Annotated in this window: 17 protein-coding genes, 1 tRNA gene and 3 pseudogenes; 15 read left to right on the forward strand and 6 right to left on the reverse strand. The window is 49.1% G+C overall.

All coding sequences use genetic code 11. The features are described 5' to 3' along the window. The first annotated feature begins 17 nt into the window (after positions 1-17). Complete coding sequence (locus tag Mpt1_RS01795) at positions 18-2,033, forward strand: hypothetical protein (RefSeq protein ID WP_048111591.1); 2,016 nt, start codon at positions 18-20, stop codon at positions 2,031-2,033. 311 nt (positions 2,034-2,344) lie between these two features. On the opposite strand, the gene Mpt1_RS01800 is transcribed toward Mpt1_RS01795, so the two are convergent. The 4 genes from Mpt1_RS01800 to Mpt1_RS01820 all read right to left on the reverse strand — a co-directional run bounded on the left by Mpt1_RS01800 (position 2,345) and on the right by Mpt1_RS01820 (position 6,374). Beyond that, positions 2,345-2,986: a flavodoxin family protein gene (locus Mpt1_RS01800; RefSeq protein ID WP_048111592.1), complete on the reverse strand. Its 642-nt coding sequence runs from the start codon at positions 2,984-2,986 to the stop codon at positions 2,345-2,347. A 381-nt stretch (positions 2,987-3,367) separates the two neighbouring features. Beyond that, positions 3,368-4,417 (reverse strand): uroporphyrinogen decarboxylase family protein, encoded by a 1,050-nt coding sequence (locus Mpt1_RS01810; RefSeq protein ID WP_048111594.1) that lies wholly within the window; start codon positions 4,415-4,417, stop codon positions 3,368-3,370. 9 nt (positions 4,418-4,426) lie between these two features. Further along, a complete protein-coding gene (locus Mpt1_RS01815; protein WP_048111595.1) occupies positions 4,427-5,431 on the reverse strand; it encodes an isocitrate/isopropylmalate family dehydrogenase in 1,005 nt (334 codons plus the stop codon). A 1-nt stretch (position 5,432) separates the two neighbouring features. Continuing rightward, positions 5,433-6,374: a deoxyhypusine synthase gene (locus Mpt1_RS01820; RefSeq protein WP_048111596.1), complete on the reverse strand. Its 942-nt coding sequence runs from the start codon at positions 6,372-6,374 to the stop codon at positions 5,433-5,435. Between the two features lie 252 nt (positions 6,375-6,626). Here Mpt1_RS01820 and Mpt1_RS01825 point away from each other — a divergent pair, with 252 nt between their 5' ends. From Mpt1_RS01825 to Mpt1_RS01865, 9 genes and pseudogenes are all read left to right on the forward strand, one after another. Beyond that, positions 6,627-8,099 carry an MFS transporter gene (locus Mpt1_RS01825; RefSeq protein WP_048111597.1) on the forward strand — a complete coding sequence of 491 codons (1,473 nt, stop codon included), beginning with the start codon at positions 6,627-6,629 and terminating at the stop codon, positions 8,097-8,099. Positions 8,100-8,190: 91 nt separating this feature from the next. Next, on the forward strand, positions 8,191-8,652 hold the full coding sequence (locus tag Mpt1_RS01830) for a hypothetical protein (protein WP_048111598.1): 462 nt from the start codon (positions 8,191-8,193) through the stop codon (positions 8,650-8,652). 84 nt (positions 8,653-8,736) lie between these two features. Next, positions 8,737-10,920, forward strand: a complete 2,184-nt coding sequence (locus Mpt1_RS01835; RefSeq protein WP_052399234.1) for a sodium-translocating pyrophosphatase — start codon at positions 8,737-8,739, stop codon at positions 10,918-10,920. Positions 10,921-11,033: 113 nt separating this feature from the next. After that, a complete protein-coding gene (locus tag Mpt1_RS01840) occupies positions 11,034-11,600 on the forward strand; it encodes a DNA-directed RNA polymerase (protein WP_238603137.1) in 567 nt (188 codons plus the stop codon). Between the two features lies 1 nt (position 11,601). Beyond that, positions 11,602-11,793 carry a transcription elongation factor subunit Spt4 gene (gene spt4 / locus Mpt1_RS01845; protein ID WP_048111600.1) on the forward strand — a complete coding sequence of 64 codons (192 nt, stop codon included), beginning with the start codon at positions 11,602-11,604 and terminating at the stop codon, positions 11,791-11,793. Continuing rightward, positions 11,793-12,302 (forward strand): GTP-dependent dephospho-CoA kinase family protein, encoded by a 510-nt coding sequence (locus tag Mpt1_RS01850; RefSeq protein WP_048111601.1) that lies wholly within the window; start codon positions 11,793-11,795, stop codon positions 12,300-12,302. Before spt4 ends, Mpt1_RS01850 begins: the two co-directional genes overlap by 1 nt. Next, a complete protein-coding gene (locus tag Mpt1_RS01855; RefSeq protein ID WP_082007219.1) occupies positions 12,299-12,661 on the forward strand; it encodes a 30S ribosomal protein S24e in 363 nt (120 codons plus the stop codon). The genes Mpt1_RS01850 and Mpt1_RS01855 overlap by 4 nt, the downstream gene beginning before the upstream one ends. A 128-nt stretch (positions 12,662-12,789) precedes the next feature. Next, positions 12,790-12,966, forward strand: a pseudogene (locus Mpt1_RS07890) (30S ribosomal protein S27ae); the annotation flags it as partial. Between the two features lie 106 nt (positions 12,967-13,072). Beyond that, positions 13,073-13,146 (forward strand) — tRNA-Arg (locus tag Mpt1_RS01865). Positions 13,147-13,306: 160 nt separating this feature from the next. Here the strand turns inward: Mpt1_RS01865 and Mpt1_RS01870 are convergent. Continuing rightward, positions 13,307-14,557 (reverse strand): hypothetical protein, encoded by a 1,251-nt coding sequence (locus Mpt1_RS01870; RefSeq protein ID WP_048111602.1) that lies wholly within the window; start codon positions 14,555-14,557, stop codon positions 13,307-13,309. 251 nt (positions 14,558-14,808) lie between these two features. Further along, positions 14,809-15,462 (reverse strand): hypothetical protein, encoded by a 654-nt coding sequence (locus Mpt1_RS01875; RefSeq protein ID WP_048111603.1) that lies wholly within the window; start codon positions 15,460-15,462, stop codon positions 14,809-14,811. 140 nt (positions 15,463-15,602) lie between these two features. Between Mpt1_RS01875 and Mpt1_RS01880 the strand changes: the two genes are divergently transcribed. From Mpt1_RS01880 to Mpt1_RS07900, 5 genes and pseudogenes are all read left to right on the forward strand, one after another. Further along, positions 15,603-16,037 (forward strand): DUF3788 family protein, encoded by a 435-nt coding sequence (locus tag Mpt1_RS01880; protein WP_048111604.1) that lies wholly within the window; start codon positions 15,603-15,605, stop codon positions 16,035-16,037. Between the two features lie 167 nt (positions 16,038-16,204). Continuing rightward, the gene (locus Mpt1_RS01885; RefSeq protein ID WP_048111605.1) at positions 16,205-16,423 is read left to right on the forward strand and encodes a hypothetical protein; all 219 of its coding nucleotides are present in this window, start codon (positions 16,205-16,207) and stop codon (positions 16,421-16,423) included. 238 nt (positions 16,424-16,661) lie between these two features. Continuing rightward, on the forward strand, positions 16,662-17,837 hold the full coding sequence (locus Mpt1_RS01890) for an aconitase X (RefSeq protein WP_048111606.1): 1,176 nt from the start codon (positions 16,662-16,664) through the stop codon (positions 17,835-17,837). Further along, positions 17,834-18,205: pseudogene (locus Mpt1_RS07895) on the forward strand (aconitase X swivel domain-containing protein); the annotation flags it as partial. The gene Mpt1_RS01890 and the pseudogene Mpt1_RS07895, both read left to right, overlap by 4 nt. A 30-nt stretch (positions 18,206-18,235) precedes the next feature. Continuing rightward, positions 18,236-18,616, forward strand: a pseudogene (locus Mpt1_RS07900) (NUDIX domain-containing protein); the annotation flags it as partial. Position 18,617: the final 1 nt, after the last annotated feature.

Raw genomic sequence — 18,617 nt, forward strand, 5'->3', positions numbered from 1 at the left:
CGTGTCATTCAAATAATATGTATGACGATGAAGAGTTACCGGGCAGCTCACAGTATATCCAAGATGATGAAGCGTCGTCGGATCCGCTGTATATTCATGATGATGAAGAGTATCAGCGGCTGAAGATTTCGCTTTCAGAGGGGCGTCCGCTGTCAGAACTTGACATAGTTCGTCTGTCCGTCACTCTCAAAGCCCGTTTTATGGAAAATATTAACGTAGAAGGCGACACGGTCGCAGCCCGTTCCCTCCTGGATATGCTTTTTATGTGTTTCCGGGTCCTGCCGGGTTCTGATGTCGTGCAGGGGAAATTCTCCACAGCTGTCTTCGTCTATATCCTCGAGGCGGGGGAACTCGGCGAGATCGATACAGCTTTGGAATACATCTCCAGATTCCAAAGGGCACTGGCCGCCGGTCCGTACAACCAATCACTCTCGCGCACATGCATGAACGTAATGGTTCGGACCATCGAGAACATCCTTCAATCTGATGATTCATCCATATCCGAAGCAAGGGCTCTCTATAAGAAACTGGAGGCTGCAACGGAGCCGCATATGGAGGATCCTGTAATGCCCGGGTTGATCGCTAAGGCAAAGCGGCTGTTCATGGTCGATGTTCAAAAATACCCGGCCCAGCTGAAAGAGCTCAGATCACTCCTGTCGATATACTCCGACAATGCACTGGTTGCATGTGAGTATGCCAGAGCCTGCGAGGTTTGTTTCACTGAGTATCTCGGAGACCCTGCTTATAAAAAAGTACGTGATGAACTGCTCTCCGAGCTGGAGAGGATCAGGGACACTTATCGCGAGCCGTACCGTGCTTTTATGGAATCAGAGGAGGATTACAGTTTTATCGGATGTCATCTCAATCTGCCAGATCTATGCTTTACAAACTCGATCGCCGAGGCGGCCGCCTATCATACTAAAAAGGGGTCGCTGGAAGATCTACAGGATCTGCAAAGACGTTTACAGGCCGCACAACCTCCGCTTTACGCAGAATATCTGTACCGTTCCGTAGAGAGGCAGGTACTCAGCAATCTGGCTTTTCTTTACGGAAACAAAAAAGATTGGACAAAAGCAGAGGATTCGGTCGACCGTCTTAAGAAATTGGTGTGGTCGCCATCCGAACCCGAGGAAGCGGGAGATCCGGAGAATGCTTCTGCGGCATGGCTCGGAAACCAGCGTAAAAATATCGATCAGATGGGCCCAAACAGCCTGTCGGACGCTTTATTCAACCTGATCACAGATTATGTCAACGACGACCCCGCGGCACATAGGGAAAAGGTGCAGGCGGCGCTTGTCGAACTGGAGGATCTGGCCCTCGCAACTGACCGCGTCTATCAACATAAAAGCTATGCCGCGGCTCTGAATAACATATCACTACAAACAGAAAAATCCGGGGTCCCGCATATGCCTGTTTGGGACAGGCTTTATTCATATGCGATGGAGCACGATGTAGGCAACGAAATGGCTGAACTCATCGCAGAAGAAGAGAGAACCCTGGCAAATCAGCCGAAGGACCTGAAGACAGGAAAATTCTATCATGACAGGCTCAGCGATTTAGCCGGAAACCCGTCATATCGGCGTAATGGTAACGTGCAAGTTCATCTGGCTGTCGGAAAATACAACCTTTCCCATATCGCTTCGTCAGCGGGAGATATGAAGCTTGCGGAAGAGATGTTTGCCGGACTGATCACGATGGCAGAAGAATCTGCGTATAACAAAGGGACTCAGAGGGAGATCGTCCTGCGTCTGGCCAAAGGCGGATACAATCTGAGCCTGGACTATGGCAACAACGGAGAACTGGCTCTTTCCTTGGCTGTGTATTCAAAGATGGTACCCATCCTTCTTCCGTTTCAGGATGATACGGAAATCGCCAATTGTCTGGTGAACACAGCTTTCAATCTGTATGTGGATCTGAAAAAAGCGGGGCAGGAGCAGAAGATAAGAGAGCTATATGATGAGGTAAAGGGAGCAAATGTGAACGGAGACGCCGCCGTGAGGCTGAGCAAGCTAAAAAAGGCAGCAGGAGCCTGATTATCTGCGAAATGTCCCATCTGACGAAAAAAAGCCTGCGCCTATATCGAACGCTTTTTGCCGCCTATGGGGAATTGCATCCTCTTGTTTTTGAATTAATATCTTACGCCACCTACCTGAACCGCTAGCCAGCAAACTAAAATAAATAGGATATCGTAATGCCCGCAAATAGGACACCGGCCAGTTGGCACGGTGCGTAGACAGATCTCGTTGATTTAAATGGGGCAGACAGAATGCAGAATCCGGCACTTATCTAAAAAACACTTAAACAAAACAACACGCGACCGTTTGCCGCTACTTTTACATCTTACTTAAGAACAAAGCCGCGCCCCCATTTCGAACGCTCTTTGGCAATCTATGGGGAACTGTTCCTCTCTCACCTTCGCCTTGTGTTTTTCGTCGAAATTCGATGCATGATATTTTGTATAATCATCGAACTGATAGTTATCGGCGGAGACTACATATTCGGAGGGGCCGTTCAGGCGCGCCATAATATTCTTATTGGTCTCAAAAATGTATCTGTATCCCGCCCTTTCTATCATCTCGGGCGGTATTCCCATTGTATAAACGAAACCGGTCGATATCCTGCCTTTGAAGTTGGTGCGGCTTGGATTATCATATGACAGGTTCATGAACAACAGTCTCTCCATGAAAGATTTCATCTCGCCGGTTATGTAACCGATGTAGATCGGCGAGCCCATGATGATGACGTCACAACCCATAGTCCTTTTCAACACTTCTGTGAGGTCGTCCTTCATCGCGCAGTAGCCTTTGAAGCCGCTCCCTTTCTTTTTACAGAAGAAACAACTGTTGCAGCCTTTGAAATCAAGGTCGTAAAGATGTACAATCTCGGTCTCCGCGCCTACAGACCTTGCCCCATCCAATGCTTTGTTCAACAATGTTGCCGTGTTCCAGCTCTTTCTCGGACTTCCGTTTATTGCGATCGCTTTCATGATTATGCCACTTTCTCGTATGCTTTTTCCAAGCGTAAATAAGTATTTATCCGCCAAAATAATATGTTCGAACAGGAAGGTAACGGCCCTCTACCACATGAAATGGGACGAAGGCCGGGCCCTTAATGCGGTACCATACGGCACGCAGTTACGGCCAGTCGAGGTCTATCGTAACGATAAACCCGCCGACACGTATCCGAATGCTGAGTCCGCCTTTACGGCGGGAGACGGATACCATCATGGTACCTCACCTTCCTCCGAGGCAGTCCCGGATATGCCGCAGTCGTGAGCGGATATCCGGGCTCACTCCCTCGGCATTTCATTTATTCTTGAGATCCTTTATAGAACCGTACACGTACAGTTATACTACGTTCTCATTTTTCAGCGGTGTTTCCAGTAATCCTGTCCCGCCTGCCCCATCGCCCTGACATTCACATCTGGGCTGGATATAGGGGTCTCGCATCCCGGAGACAATATGAATCCGCCGTCCCTTCCCGCAAGGTCGATGATCCTGCGGCACTCGTCCTTTATTTCTGCCGGGTTTCCGCTCATGATGTATTTGACGGGATCTATGTTCCCCATCAGGGCCATTTTCTTCCCTGCGAGCTTCTTCGCCTTGCCGGGGTCAACCGCATGGTCGAAGCTGAAACAATCCACTTTCAGTTCAGGCAGCATAGGCATTATTTCCAATGTGTTCCCGCATATGTGCAGGAAGGAAGGGACATCTTTCTCTTTCTTTACGGTTGGTATGACCTCTTTTAACCCAAGGTACGAGAACTCCTTGAACATACTCGGCGAAAGCAGATCCCCAGACGAAGTGGGGTCCGCCATCCACATGACGGTAGCGCCGGCATCTATCATCGTTCTCTGCATCTCTGCGACGAAAGGCGCCACTTTGACCATGAGTTTTTTCACCATGTCAGGTTCCATCAGGGCCATCATGATCATTTCCTCGGTGCCCATGAGATATCCCGCAGTCGTAATGGGCCCCCATGACAGACCGCATATGTGGAGGTCCTCCTCCAACATCCTGCTGGTCTCTCTCAGTCCTTCAACGATCACTTTCGTGAACATAGGACACTCTTTCGCCGCATTCGGGTCGAAGAGCGCCAACTTGTCAATATCCTCTGGGTCTTTGACTGGATGGCTTTTGATGTATCCGTAATCATCTTCCGGGAATCTGACATCCATACCAAGGTCTGCGAAGGGGACCTGTGAATCCAAGACAGGTTTGACAAAATCAGACAATGTCTTGATGGAATAGTCGATGGAGACCTTTGCCGAGATCTTCGGATCCTTTCTTGCCTGCTCAACGGTATATCCGGCACTTCTCGCCGCTGTTACCAATGCGAAGTTATTGACGGGTATCCTGTCTCCTCTCTCATGCTTTAAAGCCGATCTTACGCTCTCACGGTGTCCTGCATCTTTCATTTTTCTCCCTCACATATTGGATATCATCGTGTCGATCACTGCGTCGGTGAATTCATATATTGTCGAGCTTCCGCCGACATCGCGGGTGACCGTCCCCTTAGCATAGACGTCTCTCACGGCTCTTCTAATTTTCTCTGCTTCTGTCGACATTCCCAGGTAATCAAGGGCCATGGCACCTGATAGGATCGCAGATGTGGGGTTCACTTCCCCGTCCCTGATAAACCTCGGATTGGGACCGTGCATAGGCTCGAAAAGGCCGATGTTATCGCCTATGTTGCCGACCGGCGTCAGGTAGCTGCCCCCGACCATTCCCGCCACTACGCCGGCAAGTACGGTGCCGTAGATATCGGTAGAGACGATGACATCCATGGAAGAAGGGTTCTTTGTCAGTTCGGCCGCAACTTCATCTACTTCCATTTCTTCCAATAGGAAGCTGGAACCTGCGAACTCTTTGTAAAAACATTCTACGAACAACCCGTCTAAAGCGGGGAATGCACTTGTCCTGTGTGCGCATGTTATTTTTTTGCGGTCCCTGAGGATGGCCAGACGTAGCGTGTTCTGGAACAGTTTTTTGCAGGATGCGGCCGAAAGGAACTTATGATAATCTACGCCGTCAAGGGTTTCTGTCTCTATTGATTTAAGAAGCGTGTCGGTGTTCCCGGTGACGACCAAAAGATCCACTCCCCTTACACCCAAATTCTTGCTCAGAGGATAGAATTTCCTTACAACAGAGTACAAGTTCAGTTGTTTTTTCAGAGTCCTTATGGGGTTGTTATATGTTCTATCGGCAGGCATCTCGATGGTGCCGCCGGCCAATATGGCATCCACTTCTGTGGCAAGGTCCAGTGTCTCCGACGGCAGATATTCGGAAGTTTTGACAAAAGCCGACTGGCCGACATCGCCGTAAATGATCTCCGTCTTATTTCTCGCTGCTGTTTCCAATATCTCTACTGCCGATGATACGACCGAAGGCCCGACGCCGTCTCCCGGAAGAACCAATATCTTTTTTGTCATCTCAGATCCTGCTTATTACTCCCGCATATATCATCGGGAGAGTAATTGTGGCATCTCCTTCCACGGTCATCTTTTTTGCGTCTGCCTTGACCTTGCCCCAGGACACGGCCTCTCTGATCCTTGCACCGGACAAAGAGCCGTCGTATTCCTCGGCAGTGGTGAGATAAATGCAGTAATCAAGTCCGCCTCTGAATTGGCTCCACCAGATCACATGGTGTTTCGATATTCCCCCGCCGACAATGACGGCGCCTGTGGATTTTGCTGCGTTCATCATCTCACTGAGCATCTGTTCGTCGCCAAACAGATCGATCCTCAGCTTTCTGTGCATCTGATAATACATCCATAACTGGCATCCGAAAGAACCGTCTGTTATTCCCGGAACTACGACCGGGACCTTGTTCTTATGACACTGATAAAGGAGGCTGTCCTCGTCGTTCAATCTGGCTCCGACAGCATCTATTATCTCATGGGTCGTCAGGGACTGGGTCTCCGCAAATATCTCATCGAACATCGGAAGGAGGTTCTCTTCAAGAACAATACCGTAGCATTCGTCCGGGACGAGAACATTGCCGAGCCTGCTGATCTCATACTTCTCGCGGAGCATCTCGTCATCCATCATGAAATCGCCTTTGTAGTATTCCGCATAGCTTCTGGAAAGGTCGTGGTCGAGGGTCCCGCAGGTTGTTATTATAAGATCAACCAAACCGTTCTTGACCATGTCGACAATGACCCCTCTTGTTCCGGTAGCCATTATACATGCGGGGAACGAGAGTATCTTCAGGCAGTCCTTGTCCTTTACCATGGCCTCGACGATATTGGTGGCATCGGCGAGTTTTTGGGCAGTGAAGCCGCCCGCTTCTCCCATCGCTTTCAGAAGCTGGTCCGCAGACATGTTCTTTGTGATCTTGATATCTTTTACCGGGATTAGTTCTAAATCTGTCATTTGAATACCTTTGCTCTTTGATTCAATGTTCAGGCCCTGCCCTGTTAAATAGTTTGTCTGTAACTTTTCATTTATTTAGCAAGCCGCCGCAAGAACAAAAAGTATATCAATATGATAAAAATAACCCAATCCAGCTCTTATTCTATAGGGGGAGAACGCATTACGTTTCCGCTCCGGCATAGCTATAAGTCAACAGAAGATGATATTATTTCGGAAGACAACGCCCACATAGACCCAAACGTCATTGAGGATATGAAAAGACGGGACAAGTACGCAATGACCGTATTATCGGTAACGACCGTCGGTGCGCTCCTCGCAACGATGCAGGGTTCCGCGCTTATGATCGCTCTTCCGGACATGCTGGAATCGCTCCGCATGGATTTTATGACCATGTTATGGGTCCTTTTGATATATCTCATGGTGACCACCATCATGGTCCCGGTCCTCGGCAGAGTTTCCGATATGTTCGGACGAAAAAAGATGTACGTCATGGGATTCGGCGTTTTTGCATTGGGGTCGCTTCTCTGCGGATTATCCGGACACATATTCAACGGCGGGAGCGGATGGGTGCTTGTGGCATGCAGGATAGTTCAGGCACTCGGCGGATCAATGCTCCTGGCAAACAGTACGGCAATGATCACCGACGCATTCCTCAAGAACAAACTCGGATTCGGTCTGGGTGTGAATTCGATCGCCGTTGCCGCCGGCATAGTGATCGGTCCGGTGATCGGGGGCATATTTGTGCAGGTGGGGTGGGAATGGATATTCTTCTTCAATGTCCCCATCGCACTGTTCGGAATGGTATGGGCATGGTACCGCCTTAAGGAACCCAGATGGGAGGTCAAAGTGCAGACCTTCGATTGGTTGGGAACGGCAACATTCCTGGTCGGTCTGTTCGGAGTGCTTACCGCGCTTTCCTACATGTCCTTAGGCGATGCCGCACCGATGTTCACAGTGTATGTTCTGACGGTGATCGGAGTTATATTCCTGGCGTTGTTCATAATGATCGAAAGGAAAGTGAGATATCCGATGATGGACCTGAGTCTTTTCCGCATCAGAAGATATGCTGTAGGAAATGCCAGCAACTTATTGAACGGACTGTGCATCGGTGCGGCGACGTTCCTGCTGATATTCTATTTCCAGGGACCGTTAGGCAAGGACGCATTGACGGCAGGTCTGCTTTTGATACCGAGCGGTGTCCCGATGATGATCATCGGACCGCTTTCCGGCAGATGGTCCGACAAATACGGGCCGAGGCTTTTGACCGTTGTAGGACTTACATTGACAACTATATCATTGATCGGATTGGCATTCATCGATGCAGGTACGCCCTTGTGGTGGATCATAGTGTTAATGGTGATAATGGGCTGCGGCGGAGGATTGTTCATGTCACCGAACGCAAGTTCAGTCATGACATCCATCCCCTCGGAGCGCCGCGGTACCGCCTCGGGTACAAGGATGATGCTTAGGAATACAGGAAATATGTTCAGTCTCGCGATAGCATTCCCGATAGTCTTGGCGGGATTGAGTCAGAGTGTTATGATGTACATTTTCCTGGGGCCGGATGCCGGAATACCGGTGGACCCTTCCGATCTGCTTGCGGGGCTGGCATCGTTCCAAAGCGGCCTTCAGTTGGCATTTGTGATATTTGCGGTAATATCTGCCATATCCGTATTCGTTGCGTTGCTGAACTCGGATAAAAAGCATGATACCGGTGCGGCCTGAACAACCGCACCGAACATGCGCAATTCTTTTCTACAAAATAACTCAGAGGAGCAGTACTATTATACATAATCAAAGATTCCATCCCGTGTTGATGGTAGCACGGGACAGACCCTATTCGGAACTAAAGAACAGCCTTATAGGAAAAAAGGTTGTGATATGGACCTGCAACACATGTGCCAGACTGTGTTATGATGTAGGCGGGAAAGAGTCGGCCGAAAGGCTGGCGTCAGCGCTGAAGAGCGACGGAATAGATGTCCTCGGAGTTCTTGATACCAGTGCCTCCTGTCTTGAAGGAAAGGTCCGCTCCAAATATGACGAAGAGATGTTCGGCAGAGCCGACATCGTCGTATCTCTCACATGCAACATCGGCGCGCTTTGCGCAAGAAGGGTCTTCGGAAAAGAGATACTCAACCCGTTGGCCACGGTCGGCGCGGGATTCGCCGATTCCGAGAGGACCGTGTTCGTCTGCGAGGACAGCAACGGCGTGCTGTCGGTCAAAGAACTAAGAAAGATAGCCGAAGAAAAAGGCCTCTGGTGCGACCCTTACGCATGATTTTCAAGCCCCATTAAAGCCATCGTCACTTTAACTATTATATACAAAGAATGGGTATCATGACCTATAAGGGGTTAAATCAAAATGATTGACATACTTGATACAAACAATATGCTCTTCATGATCCCCATCGCCGCGGTCGTCGCATTGATCTTCGCGCTTTATTTCTTCAGGAATATCTGGTCAAGGGACAAGGGTACTCCTGAGATGCAGAAGATATCTGATGCGATCGAGACCGGTGCGATGGCCTACCTCAGGCGTCAGTACATGACGATAGGGATCATCAGCATTATATTGGCTATCGTTCTGGCTCTTGCCGGACTGGTAGAGAGTTTCCAGAACTACCTCGGATGGAAGGTTGCAATTGCATTCCTCATCGGAGCCGGATTCTCGATACTTTCCGGATTCATCGGAATGAAGATATCTGTGAACGCTAACATCAGGACCGCAAGTGCGGCACAGAAGTCCTTCAAAGACGCATTCGTGTGCTCGTTCCGCGGCGGTGCGATTTCAGGTATAGCTGTTTCAACGCTCAGCCTGGTCGGATTGTTCGCCGTCTTCTTTGTTTATTTTTCACTGCAAGACGAAAACATGGTAAAGACCCTGCATGCGGTCGTAGGATACGCATTCGGTGCTTCCTTTGCGGCTCTGTTCGCACAGCTCGGCGGAGGTATCTACACAAAAGCAGCGGACGTCGGTGCCGACCTTGTAGGAAAAGTAGAAGCCGGTATACCGGAAGATGACCCCAGGAACCCCGCAGTCATTGCGGACCTGGTGGGAGACAACGTAGGGGACTGTGCCGGACGCGGTGCAGACATATTCGAATCAACAGCAGCAGAGATCATCGGATCGATGGTCATCGGCACAGCGGTCCTGACCGCAGCCGGATGGATGGTGCCCGGACACTACAACTGGGTGTTCCTTCCGCTGGTCCTCATGGCCTTCGGACTCATCGCATCGCTCATAGGGATCCTCTGTGTGAGAATGAGGGAGGATGAGGTCAATGTGTTCAAACAGCTCAACCTCGGTTATTACATCACCATAGTGCTCGTGGTCGTGTTCATGACCATTGCAACGTATTTCATGCTTCATCAGGATACTTCACAGTGGTATTTCTTCGTCGGAGCGGGGATTGTAGGTATCGTGCTAGGATTGGCGATCGTTTACATCACCCAGTACTACACAGGCGACCACAAGCCCGTCAAGGGAATTGCCGATGCTTCGGAGACTGGAGCGGCGACAAACGTCATAGAAGGGATCGCGGTCGGAATGGAATCGACCGTCCTGCCTGTAATATGCATCGTTGTGGCGATCATCGCCTCATACATGCTCGGATACTTTGCGGCCCCCGATGGCGCAAGCCCGATGGCTTTCGGACTGTACGGAACCGCTATAGGCACGATCGCAATGCTCGCATCCTCCGCTTTCATACTTGCAGAGGACACATTCGGCCCCATTACCGATAATGCCGGCGGTATCGCAGAGATGTCAAACCAGCCTGACGAGGTCAGGGCAAGGACCGACAAGCTGGACATGGCAGGGAACACCACAAAGGCACTCACTAAGGGTTACGCAATGGCATCCGCCGCACTCGCAGCGTTCTTGCTGTTCGCAGCGTTCTTCGAGATCGTTGCAGAGATCAAGGGCGTCGAGCTCACCCAGGTATTCCAGATCAACATCGGTCAGCCGCTCATATTCTGCGGTGCACTGATCGGAGCGGTACTGGTGTTCTTCTTCGCATCGCTTGCGATAAGGGCGGTCAGAAGGGCAGCCGGAGAGATGATCGAAGAGGTACGCAGACAGTTCCGCGAGGACCCCGGCATCATGGCCGGAACTTCAGAGCCCGGATACGCACAGTGTGTCGACATCGCAACACGCGGCGCATTGAGGGCAATGGTCGTTCCCGCAATGCTTCCGATCCTTGTACCGGTGGTATTCGGGATCATTTACAGGCTGGCATTCGGCGGCACGGAAGAGTTCAGGGACTTTTCATACATGGCAGTCGGTGCACTGATAATGGTCGGGACCATCGTCGGTATCCTTATGGCAAACTTCCTCAACAACGGAGGAGGAGCCTGGGACAACGCAAAGAAGTACATCGAAGAGGGTAACCACGGCGGAAAGAGATCGCCCGCTCACTCGGCAGCGGTCGTCGGTGACACCATCGGAGATCCGTTCAAGGACACGGCAGGACCGTCGATCCACGTTCTCGTGAAGCTTCTGTCCACCGTATGTCTGGTTACGGCAGTACTCTTTGTGGTAGTGTAAAACAATTTCATTCAAGCGGGCGCAAGCCCGCATTCTTATTATTCTTATAAAAGCACGAATGGGTTTATATATGATAGCTTTAATCCATGCTTCCAAGAGGACCCGCTATGTATATGCTGACAGAGGCTGAGAGGATCGTCAGGATCCCCCCGTCGGAGCTCGACGAAGATATCGAAAAAGTGATCGATTCCCTTACATGGGAATCATTCGAGGGGAAGATCGGCGATGATAAGGAAGTGACCGTTCTCATCAGGAACGTAAGGCCGATAGGACCGGGACGCATCGTCCACGGTGACGGAGCCGTCTACCAGACAGTGAAGTACGACCAGATCGTTTTCAAACTGAAAGACAACGAGATGATAGAAGGCGTAGTGGTGGAGATCCTCAAATTCGGTGCCTTCGTCAGATTCGGGCCGCTCGACGGCCTCCTTCACATCAGCCAAGTGATGGATGACCGCGTCGACATAGACGAGACGAACCAAAGGCTCATCGGCAAAGACACGAACAGGAGCCTTTCCGTCGGAGACATAGTGAAGGCAAGGATCGTAAGCATCGATCTGAACGAAAAGAACCCTCAGGACAGCAAGATCGGACTGACTATGAGACAGCCCGGACTCGGAAAACTCCAGTGGCTTGAGGAAGACCGCAAGAACAGACAGCAGCAACAGGGCGGTGCGTAATATGGCCGGGCCCGTTTACAGAGCATGCAAACAATGCAATTTCCTGACGGAAATGGATACATGCCCCCGCTGCGGAGGCCAAACATCGAAAGAGTGGCAGGGGTTTGTTGCGGTGATCGACTTTGAGAAATCGGAGATCGCTGCCAAAATGGGCATAACGGCCAACGGCAGATATGCTCTGAAGGTCCGCTGATGGAGTACGGCAGCCGAAGAGTTCCGGAAAAGAGCAGAGATCTTTTCAAGGAACCTTTAGGGAGAGACCTCAAAGAAGAAGAACTGACTGTCATCGGCAAAAAGCCGAAGATGATCACCGTCGGCGACGTGGTGTCGCTGACAGTGGTGAAACATGGGATCATCCCCGACCTGTGTATCTATGACGGATACACGGAAAGAAAGGAGATGACCGAATTCGCAACCCTTGTGAAGAACAGGGGATGGGAAGAAAGAACGGTGAAGAACGAGGCCGGAACGATAACGGCCGACCTCTTCATCGAAATAAAAAACGCTTTGAACGGGAAAGAAGAGATAATCCGTGTGGAAGGTGAAGAAGATCTGGCGGTGATACCGTGCATACTTCTCTCTCCCAAAGGCACAAAGATAATCTACGGATGGCCCGGAAAGGGGATGAAACTCATCAGGACCGATGAGAACATCCGAAAGAAAGCTCATTACCTCATGGAAATGACGGAGGAGTTGGAATGAAGATAGAGATAACGAACCAGAAAGAGAATCCTTTGCAGAGCAGGAAGGAGGTCTATTTCACAATAGACCACGTCGGCGAGACAACTCCCGGCAGGAATGCTGTTGCAGAGGACATAGCGAAGAAAACGAAGTCCAAAAGGGACTGTGTCGTGATCGACAACATCGAGTCACTTTACGGCATAGGGAAATCCAAAGGATACGCAAAAGTGTACGACAGCAAAGAATCTGCGATGTCGTATGAGAGCAAATACCTCCTCAAGAGGAACGGAATAGGCGTACCTCCGCCCGCACCCAAAGAAGGAGCGGCACCCGGAGCGGCGCCGGCGGCAGCCCCTGCACCGGCACCTAAGGCGAAGTGATGAACATGGCAGACGCAAAAGCACCAGCAGCGAAACCGGCGGCTAAGCCGGCGGCGGGAGCACCGGCAGCAAAGGGAGGAGCCCCTGCTGCAAAAGGAGGAGCGGCACCCGCAGGAAAGAAGAAAGAGGCACCGAAAGGCCCGAAATCGGTATCTAAGAAAGACGCCTACAAGATCAACGGGAACAAGGCAGAGCGGATAAAGCCCACCTGCCCCAAATGCGGACCGGGAACCTTCATGGCGACCCACAAGGACCGTGTATCATGCGGAAGGTGCGGATACACCGAGTTCAAGAAGAAAGAGTGAACAATCTTCATTCGGCTCCCTCCCTCTCAAGACGGGGCCACAGGATCGCCGGGGGAAGTATCTGGTCCCCCGGCAAAAAATCTTATCTTTTTACCGCAACTGAAAAGGGCCAGTAGTATAGCCTGGATAGCATGGAGGCTTCCGAAGCCTTTGACCCGGGTTCGAATCCCGGCCGGCCCGCCTGTTCTGCATCATATAACTTTGATTGGATATTGAAAGAACCTGTCTTTGACATAGTGCATTACCAAACCGAGTGGTCGTGTGTGAAAACAGACCAATCTCTGATGGAATAAAAAAATAAGATGGCAAGGCCATCGTAAACAGTTTATTAAATGCGTTTTCATTTAATATTCACAGAGTAGGTTAGTGTATATGTCTTGTAAGAGTCATAATAATAGTCTGGCCCCAAAAGAGCATACTTTAGTGCCTGAATATTAAAAAAGCTCGGCATGATGGGGATTATATAACGTTTACAGAATTGTACTTTATGAACATCAACATGCTGATACGGAGTCCCCTTTGGAACTTTCACAGTAATGCACGGTTCCACATAGTATGTGCTGCTACCAACAGCTCTATTTTCACTTACGTCGTGCCAAAAGTTTACCTCGTTTGTGGCTATTTTTGATGAATTATGCAATACAACATCGCTGATCGAATATGACCAGGACGTACTATACGACGCTGATGCGTTTATAATTCCCATACCGAGTGAAACACCAGCAGAGGACGAATTAGTCCCAGAGGTTGTGTTGGGAGAGAATTCAACCAGCTTAGGACCGTTCGCTGCATATTGCCACTGCAAATATATATCTGCAGTGCGGCCGTCGCCGGTTGGTTGGGCATATTGGTAATAGTGGAATGAATAATAGTCGTTTGCAGTATCTAACGTATAGTTGTTAAGTTTGAATGCAACGGTTCTTTCAGAAAAGTACCCATAGTCATCACAGCGGATAGAGACAGTGTTGTCTAGGATCTTTACCCATTGTGCTGAGACTGATGCACCAAGGGGGGCATTGCTATACAAAGAAACTTCATCTGTGGTTGGAGTATTCTTTGTATTCATCCATGAGAGTGTTTCGGCAACAAATTGTGGATCCTTACCAGAAATCATTTCACTAGCCCAAGCATACAGCATAGATGCGGCATTAATTCGGCCTTCCCCTTCGATGCTGTATGTTATATCAATGCCTGATTCGTTCTCAAATACCCCATATGCAACAGTATTTTCAGAGAATTCTAGTGATTGAATATTTATATCAGAGCACTTGAACAAATACGAGTCCGAATCTATGAACAGAGTAGGGATTCCTTGTTTGATTAGATCATTTATTAATTGATTAGTCAAGGCGTTATTATTTTCGTAAATCCATTTTCCGTCAAAAATGACTATTTCTCCGATGTCTGAGTCGTCAATACTATTTTTGGCTTGCACTTTTGATGTGAATTGAGAGAGACCGTCAGACACGTCTTGTGTAAACTCAGTATCTGCGAAGACAGTTACCTCATGGTCTGAAAAAACAGTCTTTACTGTATCTCCATTTGCATAATTGTTGCTGTGGATGCCTCCGCCCCCCCCCCGAAGATCCAAATTCCAACTGCAACGAGTATCGCCACTGTTGCAATTGAATATATTTTTTTATTTTTCATTTTATCACTTCTTTGGTTGGTTTGAATCCTTTGTGGCATTTTGTTTGCCGCATTAGACCGTAAAAAGAATAAGGACGAATATATTTAATACATACTATATAACAAATATATACAAAAAACAAATATATACTAAAACCCAGAGGAGTATAAAGAAAGGAAGTTGTTTTTAAAGCATTTATTCGGGCGAGTTGCTCACTTCACATCCAGTATTGTTTTGACTTCTGGCGATATGGTCATGAACAACAAGTAGATGTAAATGACTATTGCACAGACAGCAGTAAGAACCGTCATTATGAGGTGGGCGGTACTGATTCCGGTAATCGATAATATTCTCTGTATTATTCCAAGTATAACAAATATTAACAATATGATCCAAAGGGTGTTGCCCGAAGATGACTTTCTGTCCCCCGAGATCACTGTCGAGACATATATAAAGAAAATGCCGACCAATATTGCTAATACAAGAACGATTACTGCGACGACCGCAAACCCCAATATTGCAAATGCTATTGCATTGAACAATGCGTAGACGATCTCACCAACTCCAAAGACCATCAGAACTAAGGCAAAGACACTGATTTTGTTACCATAATCTATTGTCTTGAGACCGACGATCCCTCCTATCAGAGGAATGATTCCTTTGATTTTGTCGCTTGATTCTCGGATGTTATATCCCGCTATGAGGTAAAGCAAACCGCAGATTATGCCTCCAACCGCCCCTACTATGCCGCCAACAACGGATCTGTTCCCGTGGGTAGCTGCCATTACTATTCCTGTTACTATGGTCAAGAAACCTAACAACAGGAGCAGGAGTCCTACGTTTTTATTATCGTCAAAGAACGGCATAGATATGTATTGTTCTATTGTATATTAATAGTCGTTTTTGTGAAAAAAGGACGGAGTTGTGACACTGCGTACGCCGGCCCGCATCTTCAACCAGAATATAAATAGAAGAATATAGACAACATAGCCGTTGGCGATGGCAGATGTATGAAAGATTGCTAGACAAGAGCATCATACCGAATGAAGCGACGATCGCAGAACACATAGGTCCGGAAAGCCGCAGACGCCTTAATGATTTTGAGAACGATCTGAGATCGAATCATCTGCTTTCCAGAGAGCTGAAATTCCCGTTCGGCAACAATTACGGCTGGGGTTACAAATACAGCCATAGGTCGGCCCATCTCTGTTATGTGTTCTTCGAGAAGGGTGCATTCACAGTCACGTTGCGGATCGGAGACAAACATGTCCCTTTGATAGAAGATATCCTTCCGTCGATGTTGCCGAAGACCAAGGATCTATGGAGGGATCGTTATCCCTGCGGCGAGCACGGCGGTTGGATACACTATAGGATCCTTACGGACAACGAAGTAGGTGATGTTGTCAAGCTGGTCAAAATAAGAAAAAAACCCGTCGCATAATGTATTATGCGCATTGCTTGATCATATGCTGGCCATCTTGACATGTTCAAATTTTCGATGAGAAACAACAAAAAAGGCTGTTTTTATGCAAAAATCGTAGATACATTTATATGCTTGATACATTGATTCATATACCCAGTCTCTCACGAGACAGGAAAAGTGTTAGAATGGATGGAAAAGGAATACTCAGTGCAATTGTATCGCTGGTTATCTTTATTATATTCGCGATAATATACTTTATTATCCTCGGATTTATAATAAAGATCGGAGCCGACCTCATCGGCGAGGGCAAAGTCAGCGCAGATGCGATTGCAATGGCAGCATCAATACTGACGGCCGGTACGCTTATCGCCGGCGGCGGAATCAAGGACGCATTCAAGCTGTAAGAGAAAAGAATTCTCGAACGGACTAGAATCAAAACCATTTAATTTCTTCTTCTTTTATACTCCCATCATGACCTGCGATCCCCCCGTCAAATGTACATGCCCGAAAACAGAATGCCCGCGCCATGGGAATTGCTGCGCTTGCGTGCCTTACCACCGCGATGAAAAAGGAAATCTTCCGGTGTGCCTCAGGCCGCTGGCAATCAAATAATTGATTAATGATTGTTCCATTACTGACTGTATGTATCTTACTCGAGGTGAAGAGAGAATACTTGCCGGAGAGGACGGCGAGAGCAGCCGTAAAGCAATGGAACTCGTCGTGGCACTGGGTAAGATATACGGCGCAGAGGATCTTATTGACATTACGTCCGCACATCTTTCGGGCGCATCATACAAAACGATCGGCGACGGCGGCCTGAAGTACCTCGAGGATGTTGTGAAGGGAGGGGCGACGGTATCTGTACCTTCTACCCTGAATCCGATAGGGATGGACAGGGAAAGATGGAAAGAGATGCACATCACCTCTCAATTCGCGGAGAAACAATTGAAGATAATCGAGCTGTACAGGAAGATAGGCGTGAGGACCACCTGTTCCTGCACACCGTATTTAGGCGACAACGTACCCTCGCTTGGAGATCACGTCGCATGGGCGGAATCATCCGCTCTTTCCTTTGTCAATTCTTATATCGGCGCCAGGACGAACAGGGAAGGGGGGCCGGGAGCGTTAGCATCCGCTATTATCGGAAAGACGGCGAACTACGGTCTGCATCTGGATGAGAACAGGAGACCTACCGTAATAATCGATGCGGAGATCGACGGGTCCGTGTTCAGCTATTCTATGCTCGGACAGGCGGTGGGAATGGCCATAGGAAGCGGCATACCGTATTTCAGGGGCATCAACCCTCAGGTGGATGACGCAAAGACCATGTCGGCCGCAATGGCGGCATCGGGCTCGGTTGCACTGTATCATGTGGAGGGAGTGACACCGGAGGCAGGGAACTATGATGTAAGCGGCCTTGAGACGATACACATAGGGAAGAAAGAGCTTAAGGAAGCATACGACAAACTGAACACAACAGAAGACATACAGCTTATCGCGATCGGCTGCCCGCACCTCAGTGTCAAAGAAATGAAAGATATCGCCGCTTTTCTGAAAGGAAAGAAAAAGAAGAACAAAAATGTGGAGATCTGGTTCTGCACTTCGTCAAAGGTACGCGATGAGTGCCCCGAGGAAGTTAAGATAATGGAAGGATTCGGCCCTGTTCTGGCAGACACATGCATGGTCGTTTCCCCGATAGAAGGAACCTTCCAGAGAACGGGAACGAACTCGGCGAAAGCGGGAAACTATCTTCCGACCTTGTGCTCGCAGAAAGCGATCTGCAGGGACATACCGAAACTTATGGAGGTTGTCCTGTGATAATTCAGGGAAGAGCGATATCATCGGGGAAAGTGGAAGGCACGGTCCTGAAACTCAACGAAACGTTCAGTTTTCTCGGAGGCGTCAATGCGACCACCGGGGATCTCAAGGTCGCCGAAGGGAACATCGCGGGGAAAGTGTTCGTTTTCTATGCAGGCAAAGGGAGCACTGTAGGTTCCTTTGTGATGTACGATCTGATGGTCCACGGTAAGGCGCCGATCGCAGTCGTCAACAATACCGCAGAGACGATCGTCACCACGGGTGCGGTGATATCCTCGATACCGATGGTCGACAAGATAGACATCGATCTCCTTCAGGACGGCGACGATGTCATAATAGATGGCGACAACGGCACCGTGGAGATAAAAGGCATCAGAGTGGTCCAAACGGTCTCGTGCGCACTTCTCAACGAAAGCGGCAAGGTCCTGCTTCTCAAACGTCCAGACACAGCAAAGTCGTTCCCCTCAAGAAGATCGCTTGTTGCGGGCAAGGTAGAGCCGGGCGAGGACATCGTGAACACTGCACCCAGGGAAATAATGGAAGAGACACGGATCAAGGTCTCTGAACCGGATGCACGTCTCCCGCCGATATTCGTAAGAGAAGGGAGTACCATCTGGGAGGTCTATCCCTTCCTTTTCAGAGTGAGGAACCCCAGGCCAGTATTGAACAAGGAAAATCTGAGTTTCGAGTGGATCACGCCGGAGGATATCAAGAAAGATTCATCCATCGTACCGCAGACATACGATGTTGTCAATAAAATGTTAAAAATGTTGAAATGAG

The organism is Candidatus Methanoplasma termitum (assembly GCF_000800805.1).
Lineage (GTDB): Archaea > Thermoplasmatota > Thermoplasmata > Methanomassiliicoccales > Methanomethylophilaceae > Methanoplasma > Methanoplasma termitum.